Origin of the sequence: Paenibacillus sp. SAFN-054 (assembly GCF_051966755.1) — a bacterium.
GTDB lineage: Bacteria > Bacillota > Bacilli > Paenibacillales > Paenibacillaceae > Paenibacillus_AQ.
This window is the reverse complement of sequence record NZ_JBQCKS010000002.1, coordinates 352496-366984: the sequence shown is the minus strand read 5'-3', so window position 1 is coordinate 366984 and position 14489 is coordinate 352496. Positions and strand designations below refer to the sequence as shown.

The 14489-nt window shown below is 50.6% G+C and carries 16 protein-coding genes; 14 read left to right on the top strand and 2 right to left on the bottom strand.

Features of this window, described 5'->3' with window-relative positions; translation table 11 throughout:
- Positions 1-193: 193 nt before the first annotated feature.
- Positions 194-1336 carry a GGDEF domain-containing protein gene (locus ACTHPM_RS13095; protein ID WP_440395924.1) on the top strand — a complete coding sequence of 381 codons (1143 nt, stop codon included), beginning with the start codon at positions 194-196 and terminating at the stop codon, positions 1334-1336.
- Between the two features lie 92 nt (positions 1337-1428).
- On the opposite strand, the gene ACTHPM_RS13090 is transcribed toward ACTHPM_RS13095, so the two are convergent.
- The gene (locus ACTHPM_RS13090; RefSeq protein WP_440395925.1) at positions 1429-1782 is read right to left on the bottom strand and encodes a phage holin family protein; all 354 of its coding nucleotides are present in this window, start codon (positions 1780-1782) and stop codon (positions 1429-1431) included.
- A gap of 287 nt (positions 1783-2069) precedes the next feature.
- On the opposite strand from ACTHPM_RS13090, the gene ACTHPM_RS13085 reads away from it, so the two are divergent.
- The 4 genes from ACTHPM_RS13085 to ACTHPM_RS13070 all read left to right on the top strand — a co-directional run bounded on the left by ACTHPM_RS13085 (position 2070) and on the right by ACTHPM_RS13070 (position 6893).
- A complete protein-coding gene (locus ACTHPM_RS13085) occupies positions 2070-4436 on the top strand; it encodes an endonuclease MutS2 (protein WP_440396247.1) in 2367 nt (788 codons plus the stop codon).
- 41 nt (positions 4437-4477) lie between these two features.
- Positions 4478-4897, top strand: coding sequence for a DUF350 domain-containing protein (locus tag ACTHPM_RS13080; RefSeq protein ID WP_440395927.1), 420 nt, complete (start codon positions 4478-4480; stop codon positions 4895-4897).
- 120 nt (positions 4898-5017) lie between these two features.
- Positions 5018-5584 carry a hypothetical protein gene (locus tag ACTHPM_RS13075; RefSeq protein WP_440395928.1) on the top strand — a complete coding sequence of 189 codons (567 nt, stop codon included), beginning with the start codon at positions 5018-5020 and terminating at the stop codon, positions 5582-5584.
- 103 nt (positions 5585-5687) lie between these two features.
- Entirely contained in the window at positions 5688-6893 is a 1206-nt protein-coding gene (locus ACTHPM_RS13070) for an MFS transporter (RefSeq protein ID WP_440395929.1), read from the top strand.
- Between the two features lie 133 nt (positions 6894-7026).
- Here ACTHPM_RS13070 and ACTHPM_RS13065 read toward each other — a convergent pair whose 3' ends face one another.
- On the bottom strand, positions 7027-8268 hold the full coding sequence (locus ACTHPM_RS13065) for an NAD(P)/FAD-dependent oxidoreductase (protein WP_440395930.1): 1242 nt from the start codon (positions 8266-8268) through the stop codon (positions 7027-7029).
- Between the two features lie 133 nt (positions 8269-8401).
- Between ACTHPM_RS13065 and ACTHPM_RS13060 the strand changes: the two genes are divergently transcribed.
- The 9 genes from ACTHPM_RS13060 (at position 8402) to ACTHPM_RS13020 (ending at position 14447) form a co-directional block, all read left to right on the top strand.
- Complete coding sequence (locus tag ACTHPM_RS13060) at positions 8402-8638, top strand: hypothetical protein (protein ID WP_440395931.1); 237 nt, start codon at positions 8402-8404, stop codon at positions 8636-8638.
- Between the two features lie 23 nt (positions 8639-8661).
- On the top strand, positions 8662-9051 hold the full coding sequence (locus tag ACTHPM_RS13055; RefSeq protein WP_440395932.1) for a spore coat protein: 390 nt from the start codon (positions 8662-8664) through the stop codon (positions 9049-9051).
- 227 nt (positions 9052-9278) lie between these two features.
- Positions 9279-9779 (top strand): Lrp/AsnC family transcriptional regulator, encoded by a 501-nt coding sequence (locus ACTHPM_RS13050; RefSeq protein ID WP_440395933.1) that lies wholly within the window; start codon positions 9279-9281, stop codon positions 9777-9779.
- Between the two features lie 14 nt (positions 9780-9793).
- Complete coding sequence (locus ACTHPM_RS13045) at positions 9794-11005, top strand: aminotransferase class I/II-fold pyridoxal phosphate-dependent enzyme (RefSeq protein WP_440395934.1); 1212 nt, start codon at positions 9794-9796, stop codon at positions 11003-11005.
- A 168-nt stretch (positions 11006-11173) separates the two neighbouring features.
- Positions 11174-11440 (top strand): aspartyl-phosphate phosphatase Spo0E family protein, encoded by a 267-nt coding sequence (locus ACTHPM_RS13040; RefSeq protein ID WP_440395935.1) that lies wholly within the window; start codon positions 11174-11176, stop codon positions 11438-11440.
- Between the two features lie 190 nt (positions 11441-11630).
- Positions 11631-12161, top strand: a complete 531-nt coding sequence (locus ACTHPM_RS13035; protein ID WP_440395936.1) for a DinB family protein — start codon at positions 11631-11633, stop codon at positions 12159-12161.
- A gap of 158 nt (positions 12162-12319) precedes the next feature.
- On the top strand, positions 12320-12841 hold the full coding sequence (locus ACTHPM_RS13030; RefSeq protein WP_440395937.1) for a hypothetical protein: 522 nt from the start codon (positions 12320-12322) through the stop codon (positions 12839-12841).
- 35 nt (positions 12842-12876) lie between these two features.
- Positions 12877-13446 carry a cob(I)yrinic acid a,c-diamide adenosyltransferase gene (locus ACTHPM_RS13025; RefSeq protein ID WP_440395938.1) on the top strand — a complete coding sequence of 190 codons (570 nt, stop codon included), beginning with the start codon at positions 12877-12879 and terminating at the stop codon, positions 13444-13446.
- Positions 13443-14447, top strand: coding sequence for an RluA family pseudouridine synthase (locus tag ACTHPM_RS13020; RefSeq protein ID WP_440395939.1), 1005 nt, complete (start codon positions 13443-13445; stop codon positions 14445-14447). The genes ACTHPM_RS13025 and ACTHPM_RS13020 overlap by 4 nt, the downstream gene beginning before the upstream one ends.
- Positions 14448-14489: the final 42 nt, after the last annotated feature.

The following is a 14489-nucleotide window of genomic DNA, read 5'->3' as shown; positions in this document are numbered from 1 at the left end:
CTGTTTTGAATAATTGGTGAACTTGGAGCAACTTGTTTCCCTACGGAATACGGACGTTCTGTTTTCCATTTCTTTCAATCATTTTATGTAAAAGGATGTATTTGTCTTTTCATTAAGATATAATGAGAATCACAGTTCATGGCGTCTTGCTAGTGCAACTTTATCTTTCCTAGAGTAGGGGATTGACATTTCAATGGACAACAAAAATGTGATTTTGGAGGATCGGTGGCACCGCAATATTTTGAATGCTTACTGGATCGTCATGTTTATGTTCCTCACGGCACAAGCCGTTTTTTTGGTGTCCGGCGGGATGTTTCCCGATATCCGAGGAATGGAAGAGGATTCATGGCTCCGGCTGGCAGGCTCTAACGCCTTGTCGCTTCTGCTGCTGATAGCAACCGAAGTGTGGCTGAAGGTTTGGAAGGTGCATCATAAAAAGGCTATAGCCGGCTGCGGATTTCTGTTATCGTATATGATTTATTTCATCATTGAACCGACGGTCGACGGGGCTCAGATGGCCCTGCTTCTTCCCGTCCTGATCTCGATCGTCTATTTTGACCGCAAAATGCTTTACGGTTTTGGCGTATTCAACATATTCATGTACGGCATGCTTTATTTTCAGGTCGAGCGTCCTTGGTACGGCAAGCCTGTCCCTGAATTTATTCAAATCGAAAGTGTGTTCATTGTCAGTCTGGTTATCGGCCGTACGATTCTGGTCCGTGTCAAGGAATTCATCGGCTATCTGCAATCCGTGATGAAGTCCGAGCAGCAGCTGCTTGTGGAGAAAACGATCTCGGACAAGCTTTTGAAAATGGATGCGTTAACCGGACTATACAACCATAAAACATTTCATGAGTATCTCGATGCCCTGCTGGAGCATTCGGAAAAGTACCATCTTCCGCTGCAGCTGGCCATTATTGATATCGACGGATTCAAAAAGGTTAACGATACGTATGGACACTGGGTAGGCGATCTAGTGCTGAAAACGGTGGCCTCGACCATTACGTCCATCATGATGCCGAATGATTTTGCCGCCCGATATGGCGGAGAGGAATTTGCCGTCATTTTTGCAGATAAGACACTGGAAGAGGCGCAATCGATTACGGAGGAGCTTCGCCAAGGCATCTCGAGAGCGGAACATTCGAATTTGAAGGGAAAGGCGGTTACCGTCAGCATCGGATTAAGTGATTACCAGCCTGGGGATGACAAGGAGTCCTTATTCCGGAAGGCGGATAGCGCGCTATATCATGCGAAGCGAACAGGCAAAAACAAAGTCGTGACGGCTTCGGCGGCAGACCTGGAGCCATCGCTTGAAGGCAAGGTCGCTTCGATCTAGATCCGAAAAGACAGTCTCACCATGTGAACGCCCCCTGTTCCGCGGAACAGGGGGCGTTTGTGAAGAGTTGGCTTTCCGGTGCACTGGAAGCTTTATTTATGGTCTTTACCGGCGTTGAATGCCGAAACCGGAATGAACAGGTCGATAATACCAATCACGAGAGCCGCGAGTACGGCACCAAGAAGCGTGACTTCGACCCCGCCCACAATAAATTGGGCAACGTATATGACCAGTGCGCTGACGATGAATCCGACAATGCCTCGACCGAACGGCGATACTTTTTTGCCGAATATTCCTTCAATAACCCAGCCCAGCAAAGCAATGACAAGGGCCAGCAGCAGAGCGCTCCAAAATCCGCCAACAGAGAATTGGGGAACGATCCAGCCGACGATCATAAGCACAATCGCAGAAACGATAAATCGAACGACATGACCTAGAAAATGCATGCAATCGGCCTCCTTTGCTAATAAGATCGTTAATCCATCACTTTATCATGCGTCTTCTTATATCCTTCATAATGCGTTGGCCTTTATCATTAGGATGGATTCTATATCCATCCTAATGCGTTGGCCTTTATCATTATGATGGATTCTATATGCAACGTTTATTGTATTCAATTTGAGAAAACTTATGTATGGGCTTGACGGTTTTTAGCGGAATAGTTTCGCAAATGGCGAAGGCGCGGCGGTTTCGTATATAATAAAGGCATTGTATGAGAGGAGCAGTGAAATTTTTGGACGATAAAATTTTGCACACACTAGAATACCGCAAGATTTTAAATAAATGTGCCAGCTATACCCAGACCTCTATGGGCAAGCAAATCACGGAGAACCTGAAACCGGACACCGATCTCGAATCGGTCAAACGCCTTCTTCAGGCAACGGATGAGGCGTATACGGTGGACCGACTGAAGGGAACGCCTTCCTTTGGCGGCATCACCGATGTTTCAGGTGCTCTGAAACGTGCCAAGATCGGTGGCACGCTAAGCCCGCATGAGCTTTTGGCAATTGGCAATACGGCTAACGGCGCAAGACGCATCAAGCGCTTTATTGCCCAAATGAATGATGATGAGCCGCTGAAGCTGCTGACAAGCATCAGCGAAAATATATCGGAACAAAAACCGCTGGAGGATGCAATCAAGGCGTGCATATCCGACGAAGCGGAAGTGTTGGACTCGGCCAGTCCGGGCCTTGCCCAGGTTCGGCGCGAGCTGCGCTCCGGCGAAGTTCGCATCCGCGAAAAGCTCGATAACATGATCCGTTCTTCTTCAGTAGCCAAAATGCTGCAGGATCAGCTCGTCACGATTCGCGGCGACCGGTTCGTCATTCCGGTTAAAGCCGAATACCGTTCCTATTTCGGCGGCATCGTGCATGACCAGTCCGGCTCCGGGGCTACTTTGTTCATCGAGCCGGAATCGATTGTTGCAATGAACAACAAGCTGCGCGAGACCCGGATGAAGGAAGAGCGCGAGATCGAAGTGATTCTGCAAAAGCTTACGGCTTTGGTGGGAGATCAGACGGACCTGTTGATGTTCGATCTGGATTTGGTGGGCCAGCTGGATTTTATATTTGCCAAAGCCCGTTTAGCCCATGTCATGAAGGCGACGCTGCCAAGAATGAATGATCGTGGGTATCTCAAGCTCAAGAAGGGACGACATCCACTTATCGAGCTGGAGAAGGTCGTTCCCATTGATGTGGAGCTCGGCAATTCGTATACCTCCATTATCGTGACCGGCCCGAATACCGGCGGTAAAACGGTAACGCTTAAAACTATCGGTCTGTTAAGCCTGATGGCGATGTCGGGCTTGTTCGTGCCTGCGGAGGAAGGCAGCCAGCTGTGCGTATTTGATGCCATTTATGCGGACATCGGCGACGAGCAGAGCATTGAGCAAAGCCTGAGTACGTTCTCGAGCCATATGACCAACATCATTCGAATTCTGAAGAACATGACGCCGAAAAGCCTTGTGCTTCTGGATGAAGTGGGCGCAGGCACGGATCCGGCGGAGGGTTCGGCGCTCGCAATCTCCATTCTGGAGCATATTCATCAGACGGGCTGCCGCATGGTGGCGACGACCCATTACAGCGAACTGAAAGCATATGCCTACGAACGCAAAGCTGTCATTAATGCAAGCATGGAGTTTGACGTGAATACGCTAAGCCCGACCTACCGGCTGCTTGTAGGGGTACCGGGTCGAAGCAACGCGTTTGCGATTGCCGAGCGGCTCGGACTGCCGAATAAAATATTGGATTTTGCCCGCGGAGAGGTCAATGAGGAGGATCAGCGCGTCGAGCATATGATCGCCTCCCTTGAAGAGAACCGCCTCGGTGCCGAGGTGGAGCGGGAACACGCCGAGAAGCTTCGACAGGAAATGGAACAGCTGCGAAGCCGCCACCAGCAGGAGCTGGAGAAGCTTGAGCAGCAGCGTGACCGGTTGATCGAGAAGGCTCAGGCTGAGGCCAAAGAGGTGATTGCCAAAGCCAAGCGCGAGGCCGAGGACATTATCAGCGATCTTCGCCAGCTTGCGAAAGAAGAAGGGGCATCGGTGAAGGAGCACAAGCTGATAGCCGCGCGCAGAATGCTGGATGAAGCGGAACCGCAGCAGAAGAAGAAAACGCCGGCTAGAAGCAAGGCGAAGACGCCGCGCAAAATCGAAGCTGGCGATGAAGTGATGGTATACAGCCTGAACCAGAAGGGGAACGTGGTCGAGCTTGCGGGCTCCAAGGAAGCGGTTGTCCAGCTGGGCATTATGAAGATGAAGGTCAGCCTGGACGATCTCGAGCTCGTTCAAACTCATGAAGCCGTCGCCAAGCAGGCCCAGCGCCATGCTACGACGGTGAAACGGACCCGTGACGACAATGTCCGAAGCGAGCTCGACTTGCGGGGGGCCAACCTTGAGGAAGCCCTCATTGAGGTGGACCGTTTCATTGACGAAGCGTTTCTGGGAAATTTGGGCCAAGTTTACCTGATTCATGGCAAGGGCACGGGAATACTCCGCAATGGTATTACGGAATACCTGCGCAAGCATAAGCATATAAAAAGCTTCCGTCTGGGCAATTACGGCGAAGGTGGTACAGGCGTAACCGTAGCCGAACTGAAATAAGCTGCGAATAGGCCTCAGGCAGACCCGAAGGAGGCGGCAATATGCAAAACTGGGTTGATCAGATGCTGACCCATCCGCTGGGAACGCTGATCGGTTATTTTTCGGTGGCCATCTTGGGCTTGATCGTATTTTTATATTTGTTCGAGCTGGTTGCCAGATATAACTGCTGGGAGGAGATCGGCCGCGGAAATGTCGCGGCTTCCCTGGCGACAGGCGGCAAAATTTTCGCCATCTGCAACGTGCTGAGGTACAGCATCGAGGCGGAAACCTCCATTTACGATACGATGAAATGGGCTTTCTTCGGCTTCATCCTGCTGTTCGCAGCCTATCTGCTGTTTGAATTTTTGACGCCCGTCTTTTCGGTCGACGCAGAAATCCGGAAGGACAACCGGGCGGTGGGGATCATTTCCCTGCTGATTTCGGTTTCGCTGTCTTATGTGATAGGAGCTTGTATTTTTTAGATAAGATTTTTTCCAGGAGGAAGGCATGAAAAATCTTACCAGAATACTATTCGTGGCCGCTGTCATTTTTTTTGCAGTCGGCATCGTTTATTTAATGAAACATTGAGGAGATGAAGGGTAATGGAAACCACCGTATGCCCATGGTGCCAGACAGAGATCGTCTGGGATGAGGAAATCGGGCCAGAGGAGAATTGTCCTTACTGCCAAAATGAGCTGAAAGGATACCGGACGCTCAGTATTCAGCTTGGCGATGAGGAAGAGGAAGGCTCCGAAGAACAGATGGATTGGGAAGAGGAGGGCCTTGAAGACGAAGAAGGTGCAGCATCATCGTTCTGGGCACAGGAGGATATGCAGCATCAACTCCCACCTTCCATCCGCACGCTCGACAAATTCGAGGAAAGCCATGATTTAATGAATTACGAGGAGAGCGTGGAGAAGATTCTGGACGAGCAGGATGAAGTTCCCGAATGTCCGAAATGCCGCGATTATATGGTCCTTGCCGGGACGCAGGAAATTTCGGGCCAGGGCTTTGTGCCGACCCGCTTCAGCGCCTTAAAGGCTCCGGTCATTCAGCCGCCTTTCCGCGTCAACATGTATATTTGCACGGGCTGTTTCCATGTGGAAACCAACTTGACAGAGGAAGACCGTCTGCGGATGGTCGACCATTTGAGCCGGGAAAAAGCTTAAACTTCCGGACCCGGATCCATAGAAAACGTTTGTTGTTCAAAATGATATTCCTTTGTTTCGGGCATGTTAAGACAGAACATGTCCGGTAAGCAAGGGGGTATTTATGAAAACGACGGCACATTTAGACCGCCAATCCCAGCTTTTGCTGGCCGTAAATGGGTTGATCGTTTTGGCGGCAGCCCTTTCAGGCACATTTTTGAATGTGTATTTATGGAAGAGCAAGCAGGATTACGTCATGATCGGCTGGTTTACCGTGGCCCAGCAGATCGCTGTGGGTTTAACTTTCTGGATAGGCGGCAAATGGGTGAAGGAATACAACAAGATGAACGCCCTGCGCGCAGGCATCGTCCTGTCGGGCTTGTTTTACCTCGTTGTATTATGGATCGGAACGGACGTCGTGCATTGGATTTGGCCGCTGGGCATTCTGCTCGGCGTGTCGATCGGGATTTTCTGGCTGGCGTTCAATGTCGTTTATTTTGAAGTGACGAATCGGGAAAACCGTGATTTGTTTAATGGATGGGTTGGACTGCTGGGGTCGATTACCGGAATTATCGGGCCTTGGTTTTCGGGGCTGCTCATCACGTGGCTCAAAGGGGATAAAGGATACCGGCTTATATTCACGATTTCTTTGGTGATCTACGCCCTGGCCGTCGTCCTCAGTTTCTTTCTCAAAAAAAGGGATCGAGGCAGTAACTATCACTGGATGGAGCCGGTTGCTCAGCTCCGTGCCAAGGGAAGTCCGTGGCGTCTCATGGCGCCGGGCCTGGCCGCTCAGGGGATCCGGGAAGGCGTGTTTGCTTTTTTGATTGGACTGCTCGTGTTCGTGGCTACAAAGCAGGAGGCCAAGCTCGGACAGTTTTCGCTGATTACGTCCGCCATATCGCTGCTGACCTACTGGATCGCAGGGAAATGGTACAAGCCCAGGTACAGAAGCGCAGGCATGCTTGCCGGGGCGGTATTGCTGTGGATTGTCATTCTTCCGCTGTTCTGGAGAACAGGGTATGGCCCGCTGCTTATACTTGGAATTGGTTCCGCCATATTTATGCCGCTCTACATTTTGCCGATGATTGCGTCGGGGTTCGACCTGATGGGATTAAGCGACGAAACGGTGGAAAAGCGGGTCGAGCTTGTCGTGCTTCGCGAGCTGAGCCTGATGGTGGGACGTCTGATTGGCGCGTTTGTGTTCATTATCGTCGTGATGGTGAGCAAAACGCCCCTGACGATCACGATCGTGATGCTGGTGCTTGGCGCCTCGCCGGTTTTAAGCTGGTTTTTTGTAAGAAGACTGTTGAGTGAAAAATCCGCATAAGCAGCTCCACGCTTAAAGTGGTGAATTTGGATTGGCATGGTATATAAAGCAGGCACCGTCACTAAGGACGGTGCCTGTTTTTTTCATCAATGTGTAAGTGATATGCCATGGCCAATCGTTTGGCCGCTCGAGATCAAGTCCGCGTCAAAGGCGCATGCGGCGACGGTTTGCTGGTCCGCAGCAGCGAGAACATGTCCATATCCGGACGCTGCTTACCAGCGAGGATGTCGCCGAGCATTTCCGCCGCTATCATGCAGTATACCGTTCCGTTGCCACCGTATGCTTCAATAAAATAACTATGTGGATAGTCCGGGTGCGTACCAATCATCGGCAGCCCGTCATGGGTGGATCCGAAGATCGAGGCCCATGCATAATCGGCCGTTAGATTCGTGTAGTTTGGAAACAGCTTGCGCACTTCACTCAGAAGCACCTGGCTCTGATGGAGGGCACGGCTTTCACGATCCTCGGGTGCCGGCGGATGCTCATCCAGTCCTCCCACGACAATGCGGTTTTCCGGCGTGGTTCGCATGTACAGGTAAGGCCTTGCCGTTTCCCATATCATGCAGCGTTCATACCAATTCGACAAATCGTTCACCGGGCTGGTCATGAGCGCGTAAGAAACCTTAAGCACGGCATTCCGATCCTTTTTCATATCCTGGGTTTCGTAGCCCATGCTGAAAATGACCTTTTTGGCACGGATTGTATGCGTTCTGGTGATGCAGGTCACGCCATCCTCGTCGTAATCGAAGTGAACGGCTTCCGTATTTTCGAATACGCGGGCCCCATGCCGTGCAGCCTCTTTCACCAACGCATGCACCATCCGGAGCGGGTTCACCTCGGCATCGCCATGAGTATAGAGAGCGGCCGGTTTGGAAAAGGGCATATGCCTCTCGATGTGGTCCCTGTCCCAGTATTCGACGTGAAAACCATATTTGCGGAGCGTTTCATGCTCCTCTTGAAGCATGGTCACGTCTTTGTCGTGGCTTGCATAATACAGACTCTTTCTGGGGATGAGCTGAATATCGTCATTCAGGCTGCCGGCAAGAGCGATCAGATTATGCATCGCCTGTACACTCAATTTATAGAAGGCGACGCCGACGTCCTCCCCGAAGGTATGGATCATTGAGGTCAGGGTTTTATCGTTGGAAAATTGCAGTAGGCCGGTGTTGGCCGACGAGCTGCCTTCCGCTATTTTTCTCTTTTCAATCAGAACGGTATTTAGATTCTGTTCCGTCAGCTTGTGGGCCATGATTGCCCCGCTCATACCGCCGCCAACGACAAGAACGTCGCATTGTAGATTCTCGTTCAGCGCAGGGTATTCGGGAACGGGATGAAGCATGCGAGGCCAGGCTAAATTTCCGCTGTTCAAAATCATCGCTTTTCGCTCCTTTTCTTCATTCCACATTTCAGTATTCGCAAATGAAAAGCCGTTTATAGGTAAGCACATAGAAAAAAATGCCCTGGACATAATATGCAATGAGGTTAACATCCCAGAGGAGGCAAAACATATGCAATCCGGTCAAATGCAGCCCATCACGAGCAAAGAGCTCGAGTACATTGTCGATTCGATCTCCAATGAAGATCTGCTGATCAAGCAGTGTGCGGCTACGGCTTCCGTAACGCAGAACCCGGCTGTTCAGCAGGCGCTCCATCAATACATCCGTTCGATGGACCACCACCTGGATACGCTCGTCCAGGCTTTGCAGCAGCATCAGCCGCTCGCTCCCACCCAGCCGCAACAATAAACCAGCAAAGGAGAATGCATACCATGTACCAGAACCAAAACTCATCGGCATTTATGCAAGAGGAAGATCTGCTGTACACGATTTTGGCCGACCTGAAAAGAACCGTCAGAGAATACACGACAGCAGCAACCGAATCCTCGTGCCCTTCCGTACGCCAGATGTTCAATCATTTAACTAGCGATACGCTCCGCCTGCAGGGCGAATTATTCAATTTGATGAAACAGAACAATATGTATTCCACCGCTTCCAAAGCACTCCGTCAGGAATTGGACAAGCAGATTCAGAGCGCGCACAGCACGCAGCAAAAGTGCCGACAGTTCGTTCAGCAAAAAACGTCCGGCATGGGCTCGTACAATCAGGCACCGAATGTTCCACTTCATCAGCCGAACATTCAGAATCCGTATTACATGTAACAGGGCGGTTTCCGTATTCCAGACACCTAACTGCCTTTATATTAAAGTAACCCGCAGCATGCTGCGGTGAAGCATGGCACATTTTTACCGTCTCTAATTCGGCCCACGCCGCGGAGACGGTTTTTCTTTGCATGCATCATAAATTATTGTAATATTAGTATTAATCTCTTTCCCGGGTATCACATACGCTGTAAGCAACCCGTGAAACGAAAGCTGGAGGATACTGTATGAAAGAACTGACTGAACTGAAATTGAAAGTGCTCGACCTGCTTAACGAGGACGCGAGACGGTCTCCCCTGCTTCTATCGACGCTGATTGGCGTGGATGAGGAAGCGGTGAAGGAGGCGATTGCGGAGCTTGAAGCGGACCATGTCATCGTAAAATACGCGGCCGTGGTGAACTGGAGCAAAATTGAGGAAGAAACGGTTACGGCATTGATTGAGGTGCAGATTACTCCAGAACGCGGGAGAGGCTTTGAAGGCATTGCCGAACGGATCTATTTGTATCCGCAGGTGAAATCCGTATATCTGATGTCTGGCGCTTATGACCTGCTTGTCGAGGTTGAAGGCCGCAACCTGAGGGAAGTGGCGAATTTCGTATCCGAGAAACTCTCGCCAATCGACTCCGTATTATCGACGAAAACCAACTTTATTCTGAAAAAATATAAACAAGACGGAATTATTTTTGAAGACCGTGAGGAAGATCACCGTCTCATGGTCTCACCGTAAAGGAAGATGTTGTCATGATCGTGAATGAAGATACCAAACAGCAGCAAGTCAAATCGATGAATTCTTATCTTGCGCCGCTGGTCAGGGATATCCCGCCATCCGGGATCCGCAAATTCTTTGACCTCGCGAATGGCAGCAAGGATATCATCACACTCGGTGTGGGTGAACCCGACTTCACGACTCCGTGGCATGTCCGGGAAGCCTGCGTGTATTCCCTTGAACGGGGGGTTACCGCTTACACGTCCAACGCGGGCATGATCGAGCTGCGTGAGGCGATATCAAATTATTTGCACGAAAGCTTTCAGGTAGGGTATGATCCGCAGAACCAAATTATTGTCACGGTTGGCGGCAGCGAAGCCATTGACCTGGCACTCCGTGCGCTTATCGAGCCCGGCGACGAAATTCTGATTCCGGAGCCGTGCTACGTATCCTATTCACCGATCACTTCGATCGGCGGAGGCGTGCCGGTAGGCATTGAGACTTACGCCAAGGATAACTTCAAGCTGACAGCTGAAGCGCTGGAGGCGCAAATTACGCCGAAATCGAAAGTGCTGATTCTGTGTTACCCGAGCAATCCGACGGGAGCAACGATGACCTACGAGGATTGGCTGCCGATCGCGAAAGTCGTGGAAAAGCATGATCTGATCGTCATTTCCGACGAAATCTACGCCGAACTGACTTACAACCAGAAGCATGTCAGTTTTGCAGCTGTTCCGGGCATGATGGACCGCACCATTCTTGTCAGCGGCTTTTCCAAGGCATTCGCGATGACCGGCTGGCGAATGGGATATGTTTGTGCGCATGCCGATATTATCGCAGCGATGCTGAAGATCCACCAGTATACCGTCATGTGTGCTCCAGTTATGGGGCAGGTTGCTGCTCTGGAGGCGCTGAAGAACGGGATGGAGGAAAAAGACCGCATGGTTGAATCCTATAACCAGCGCAGACGGTTGATCGTGCAGGGATTTCAGGATATCGGACTCCAGTGCCACGAGCCTCAAGGTGCTTTTTATGCTTTCCCGAGCATCACTTCGACAGGACTGAGCTCTGATGAGTTTGCCCAGCGGCTTCTCCTTGAAGCGAAGGTCGCTGCAGTGCCGGGGACGGCGTTTGGCGCAGGCGGTGAAGGCTTTCTCCGTTGTTCCTACGCTACATCCGTCGCCCAGTTGACCGAGGCTTTGGACCGGATCGGAGAGTTTCTTTATAAGCTTAAACAGGAATCATAATATAACCAAACGAACTGGAGCCAGGGTTACGAGCTCCAGTTCGTTCATTCTTTTAGAGTTTATTCTGTTTTTTGTATTTTTTAACAAAAAATTCACTTTATTTTATTGATTTGTATGTTATAATTTTGCTTTAGGAGCAAGAAAAGACTAACCAGGGAGGGATTACCTTTGTTTTGTGCTGAATATGATTTACCATCATATCGCGGTGACTACACTGCCGAAGGCGATCAGCGCGGTGACTGGTCAACCAAAACGACGGATTCTATAAGGAATATTTCCTTGGAAGATGAAATTTTGATGCTCCGTAAGAAGATGGAACAGATTTTTCTGCAGGAACAGTCCTTTACTTCGGAGATTGTCATCGAAATTAGCAGTTTGCTGGACCTGAAGATTAACGAATATATGAAGCTTTGCCCCAAGAAAAATAAAGCATGAAATACATATGGACTAATAATCCCTTTGGATAAAAGCAGCGAGCACCTCAACTGGTGAATTTGTCCCTGCAGCCGAAGGGATTTGTTGTGTCTATTCAGTCGAATTGCGGATAAGTTTCATGATACAATATAAGGGCCAAAGACGATTTAGGTACAACATGACATGGCTTTTAGCTGGGAGGCAACCGTAAATGGTGAAATTTGAAGATATTGTTCCTTATATGGATCAAGTTCGCGCACAGTTAAACCAAGTACTGAATTCTTTCGGTCCGGAAGAAAAGGGAATACGGGAGGTGGCAGACGGCTGGAACGTGACGGAAGTGGTTGAGCATCTGGGCAAGCTTGAAGGCGTCATTCAATACCAGATCAAGCAAATGCTGCGCACAGACCCTGTCCTTCCTTCGGAGCCTTTGGATGAAAAGAAAACGGACGTTATGGATATTCTTAAGAACAGCGGCATTATCGGCGTAAAAATCGAGGCGCCTGCCCCGACTCGTCCTACGGGGACGCTGACATACGAGGAGGCGCTCCGTAAGCTTGACGAGGTGCGTGCCGCGACGAAAACGCTCATTCCCGAGCTGGTCAAGCGGAATACGAACGAGCTCGTATATACGCATCCATTCGGGTTTGAGCTGAATGCGGCGCAGTGGGCGCATTTTATTGCGATTCACGAATCGACTCATATCCGCCAGCTTCAGCGGATCCGAGAAGCCAATCAGTAAGGCTCGCTCTTAAAGCGTATCCGCTCTGAATCTTGCTGAAACCGGAGTCCTGGCATTCGTTGCCGGGACTCTTCTTTTTTGTCTCATCCAGGTATGATATATTGAACCTATTGGGGAAAAAAGAGGGGGAGCAGAGATTGAAGGCATACGGGAAATGGATGCTGGTAGTTATGCTGGCTGTATTTGTGCTAGCTGGATGCGGTAAAGAAGATAAACCGGGCGTGAAGGTATTCATGATCGATCAAAATTCGGATCCGACACAGGTTACCGAGCCGCTGGAAAAGGCGCTTCAGGACAAGCTTGGAGAAGACATCAAGGTAGAAGTCGTCGCAAGTCCGATGTACAATCCGCAAAAGCTGATGGTTGAATACGCGGCAGGCGGAAATGATATCATGATTTTACCTGAAGACGACATGAAGAATTACGGAAAACTCGGCGGCCACGTCGTGCTCGATGACCATTTCGATGCGAAGGACTATCCGGAAGGCGTATTTGCCAGCCAGGAGGAAAAAGAAGACAAAACGATCGATAAAACCGAGCATTTATACGGAATCCCGGTGAAGGACCTTAAGGTCTTCAAGGATTTGAAGTATACGCCGGAAAAGCTGTTCGTGACCATTCCGATCTCTTCGGAACATATTGACGACGCTTTGAAAGCGCTCAAAGCCATGACCGAATAATGAGGACGTATCCGGATGAGGGAGGTTTTTGAATCATGAAAGTATATACAAGAACGGGCGACGAGGGCCAAACGTCAGTTATCGGCGGACGTGTGCTCAAGGATGATCTGCAGGTAGAGGCTTACGGCACCATCGATGAGCTGAACAGCTACGTGGGACAGGCCGTCAGCCTGATGGAAGGGGAGGCATTTGAAGACTTGCGGCAGAACCTGCTGGAAATCCAGCATGAGCTGTTTGATTGCGGGTCGGATCTGGCCTTCGTGAAATTAAGCGAAAGCAGATATAAAGTGAATGCCGAAATGGTGGAGCGGCTGGAACAATGGATGGATGCTTACGAGGAAGAGAATCCGGAACTGGAGCGGTTCATTCTGCCGGGCGGAACTATGCTGTCGGCTACCCTGCACGTGTGCAGAACGGTATGCCGCCGGGCGGAACGCCGGGTGGTTACGCTGGGGCAAGAGAAGGAGATCAATCCGGAAGTACGTCGTTACCTGAACCGGCTGTCCGATTATTTCTTCGTGATTGCCCGCACGGCCAATGCCCGCAGCAAGGTGTCCGACATCGAATACATCCGCAGTAAAAAGGTGTTCGGCAACAAGAAATGACATCCTACTATCCGCCAATAACATATACCATACCCGCAGCCGAGGATGGCTGGCTTCTCAAAACCATCCTGGCGAAGCGGATGCATGTATCCCGCAAGCTGCAGTCGCGCCTGAAACTGACGGAAGAGGGCATTACGTTGAACGGCCAAAGGGTCTATATCAGCGTGCAGGTTCAGGCGGGAGATGTGGTGGAGATCCGAATGGAAAAGGAAACCTCGGACGATATTTTGCCACAGCCGATTCCTTTTGAGACGATATATGAAGATGAGCACATCCTGATCGTGAACAAAGAAGCGGGGATGATCGTTCATCCGACGCACGGGCATTACACGGGCACGCTTGCCAACGGCGTTGTGGATTACTGGCTTCAAAAAGGAGAATCCTTCCGCTTCCGCGCCGTGCACCGCTTGGACCAGGAGACGACAGGCGTGCTGGCGATCGCCAAGAATCCATACGTCCACCAGCATATTTCGGAGCAGATGATCGCAGGAACCGTGGATAAAAGGTATCTGGCCATCGTTCACGGAACACCGAATCCGCCCCGAGGCGAGATTGATGGTCCCATCGACCGTGATCCCGATGAGCCTCACCGCCGGATCGTCACGCCTGACGGCTATTCCTCGCTGACGAAATACGAAGTGCTGGAGAGCCGGGAGAAGGGGGCGTTAGTGCAGTTGAAGCTGGAGACCGGCAGAACGCATCAAATCCGCGTGCATATGACAAGCATCGGCAACCCGCTGATCGGGGATAAGCTGTATCGCCACGTCGTCTATGAGAAGGCGGGAGAGAAACCTGAACTTTCTTCGCTTTCGCCGGACCAAGAGCCGCACCATCTTTCGGAAGACACCTCTGATATTATAGCGCTGGATAACTCTATCCAACGCCAGGCTCTGCATGCCTTCGAGCTGTCTTTCGAGCATCCGGTGACGCATGAGAAGATGACCTTTCAGTCATCGATGCCAGAGGATATGCAGAAGCTGTGGGACAAGCTGGAAGCTTGAGGCCTGCGTCATCTTCAAGACTAAATACCAACAAAGAGAGAG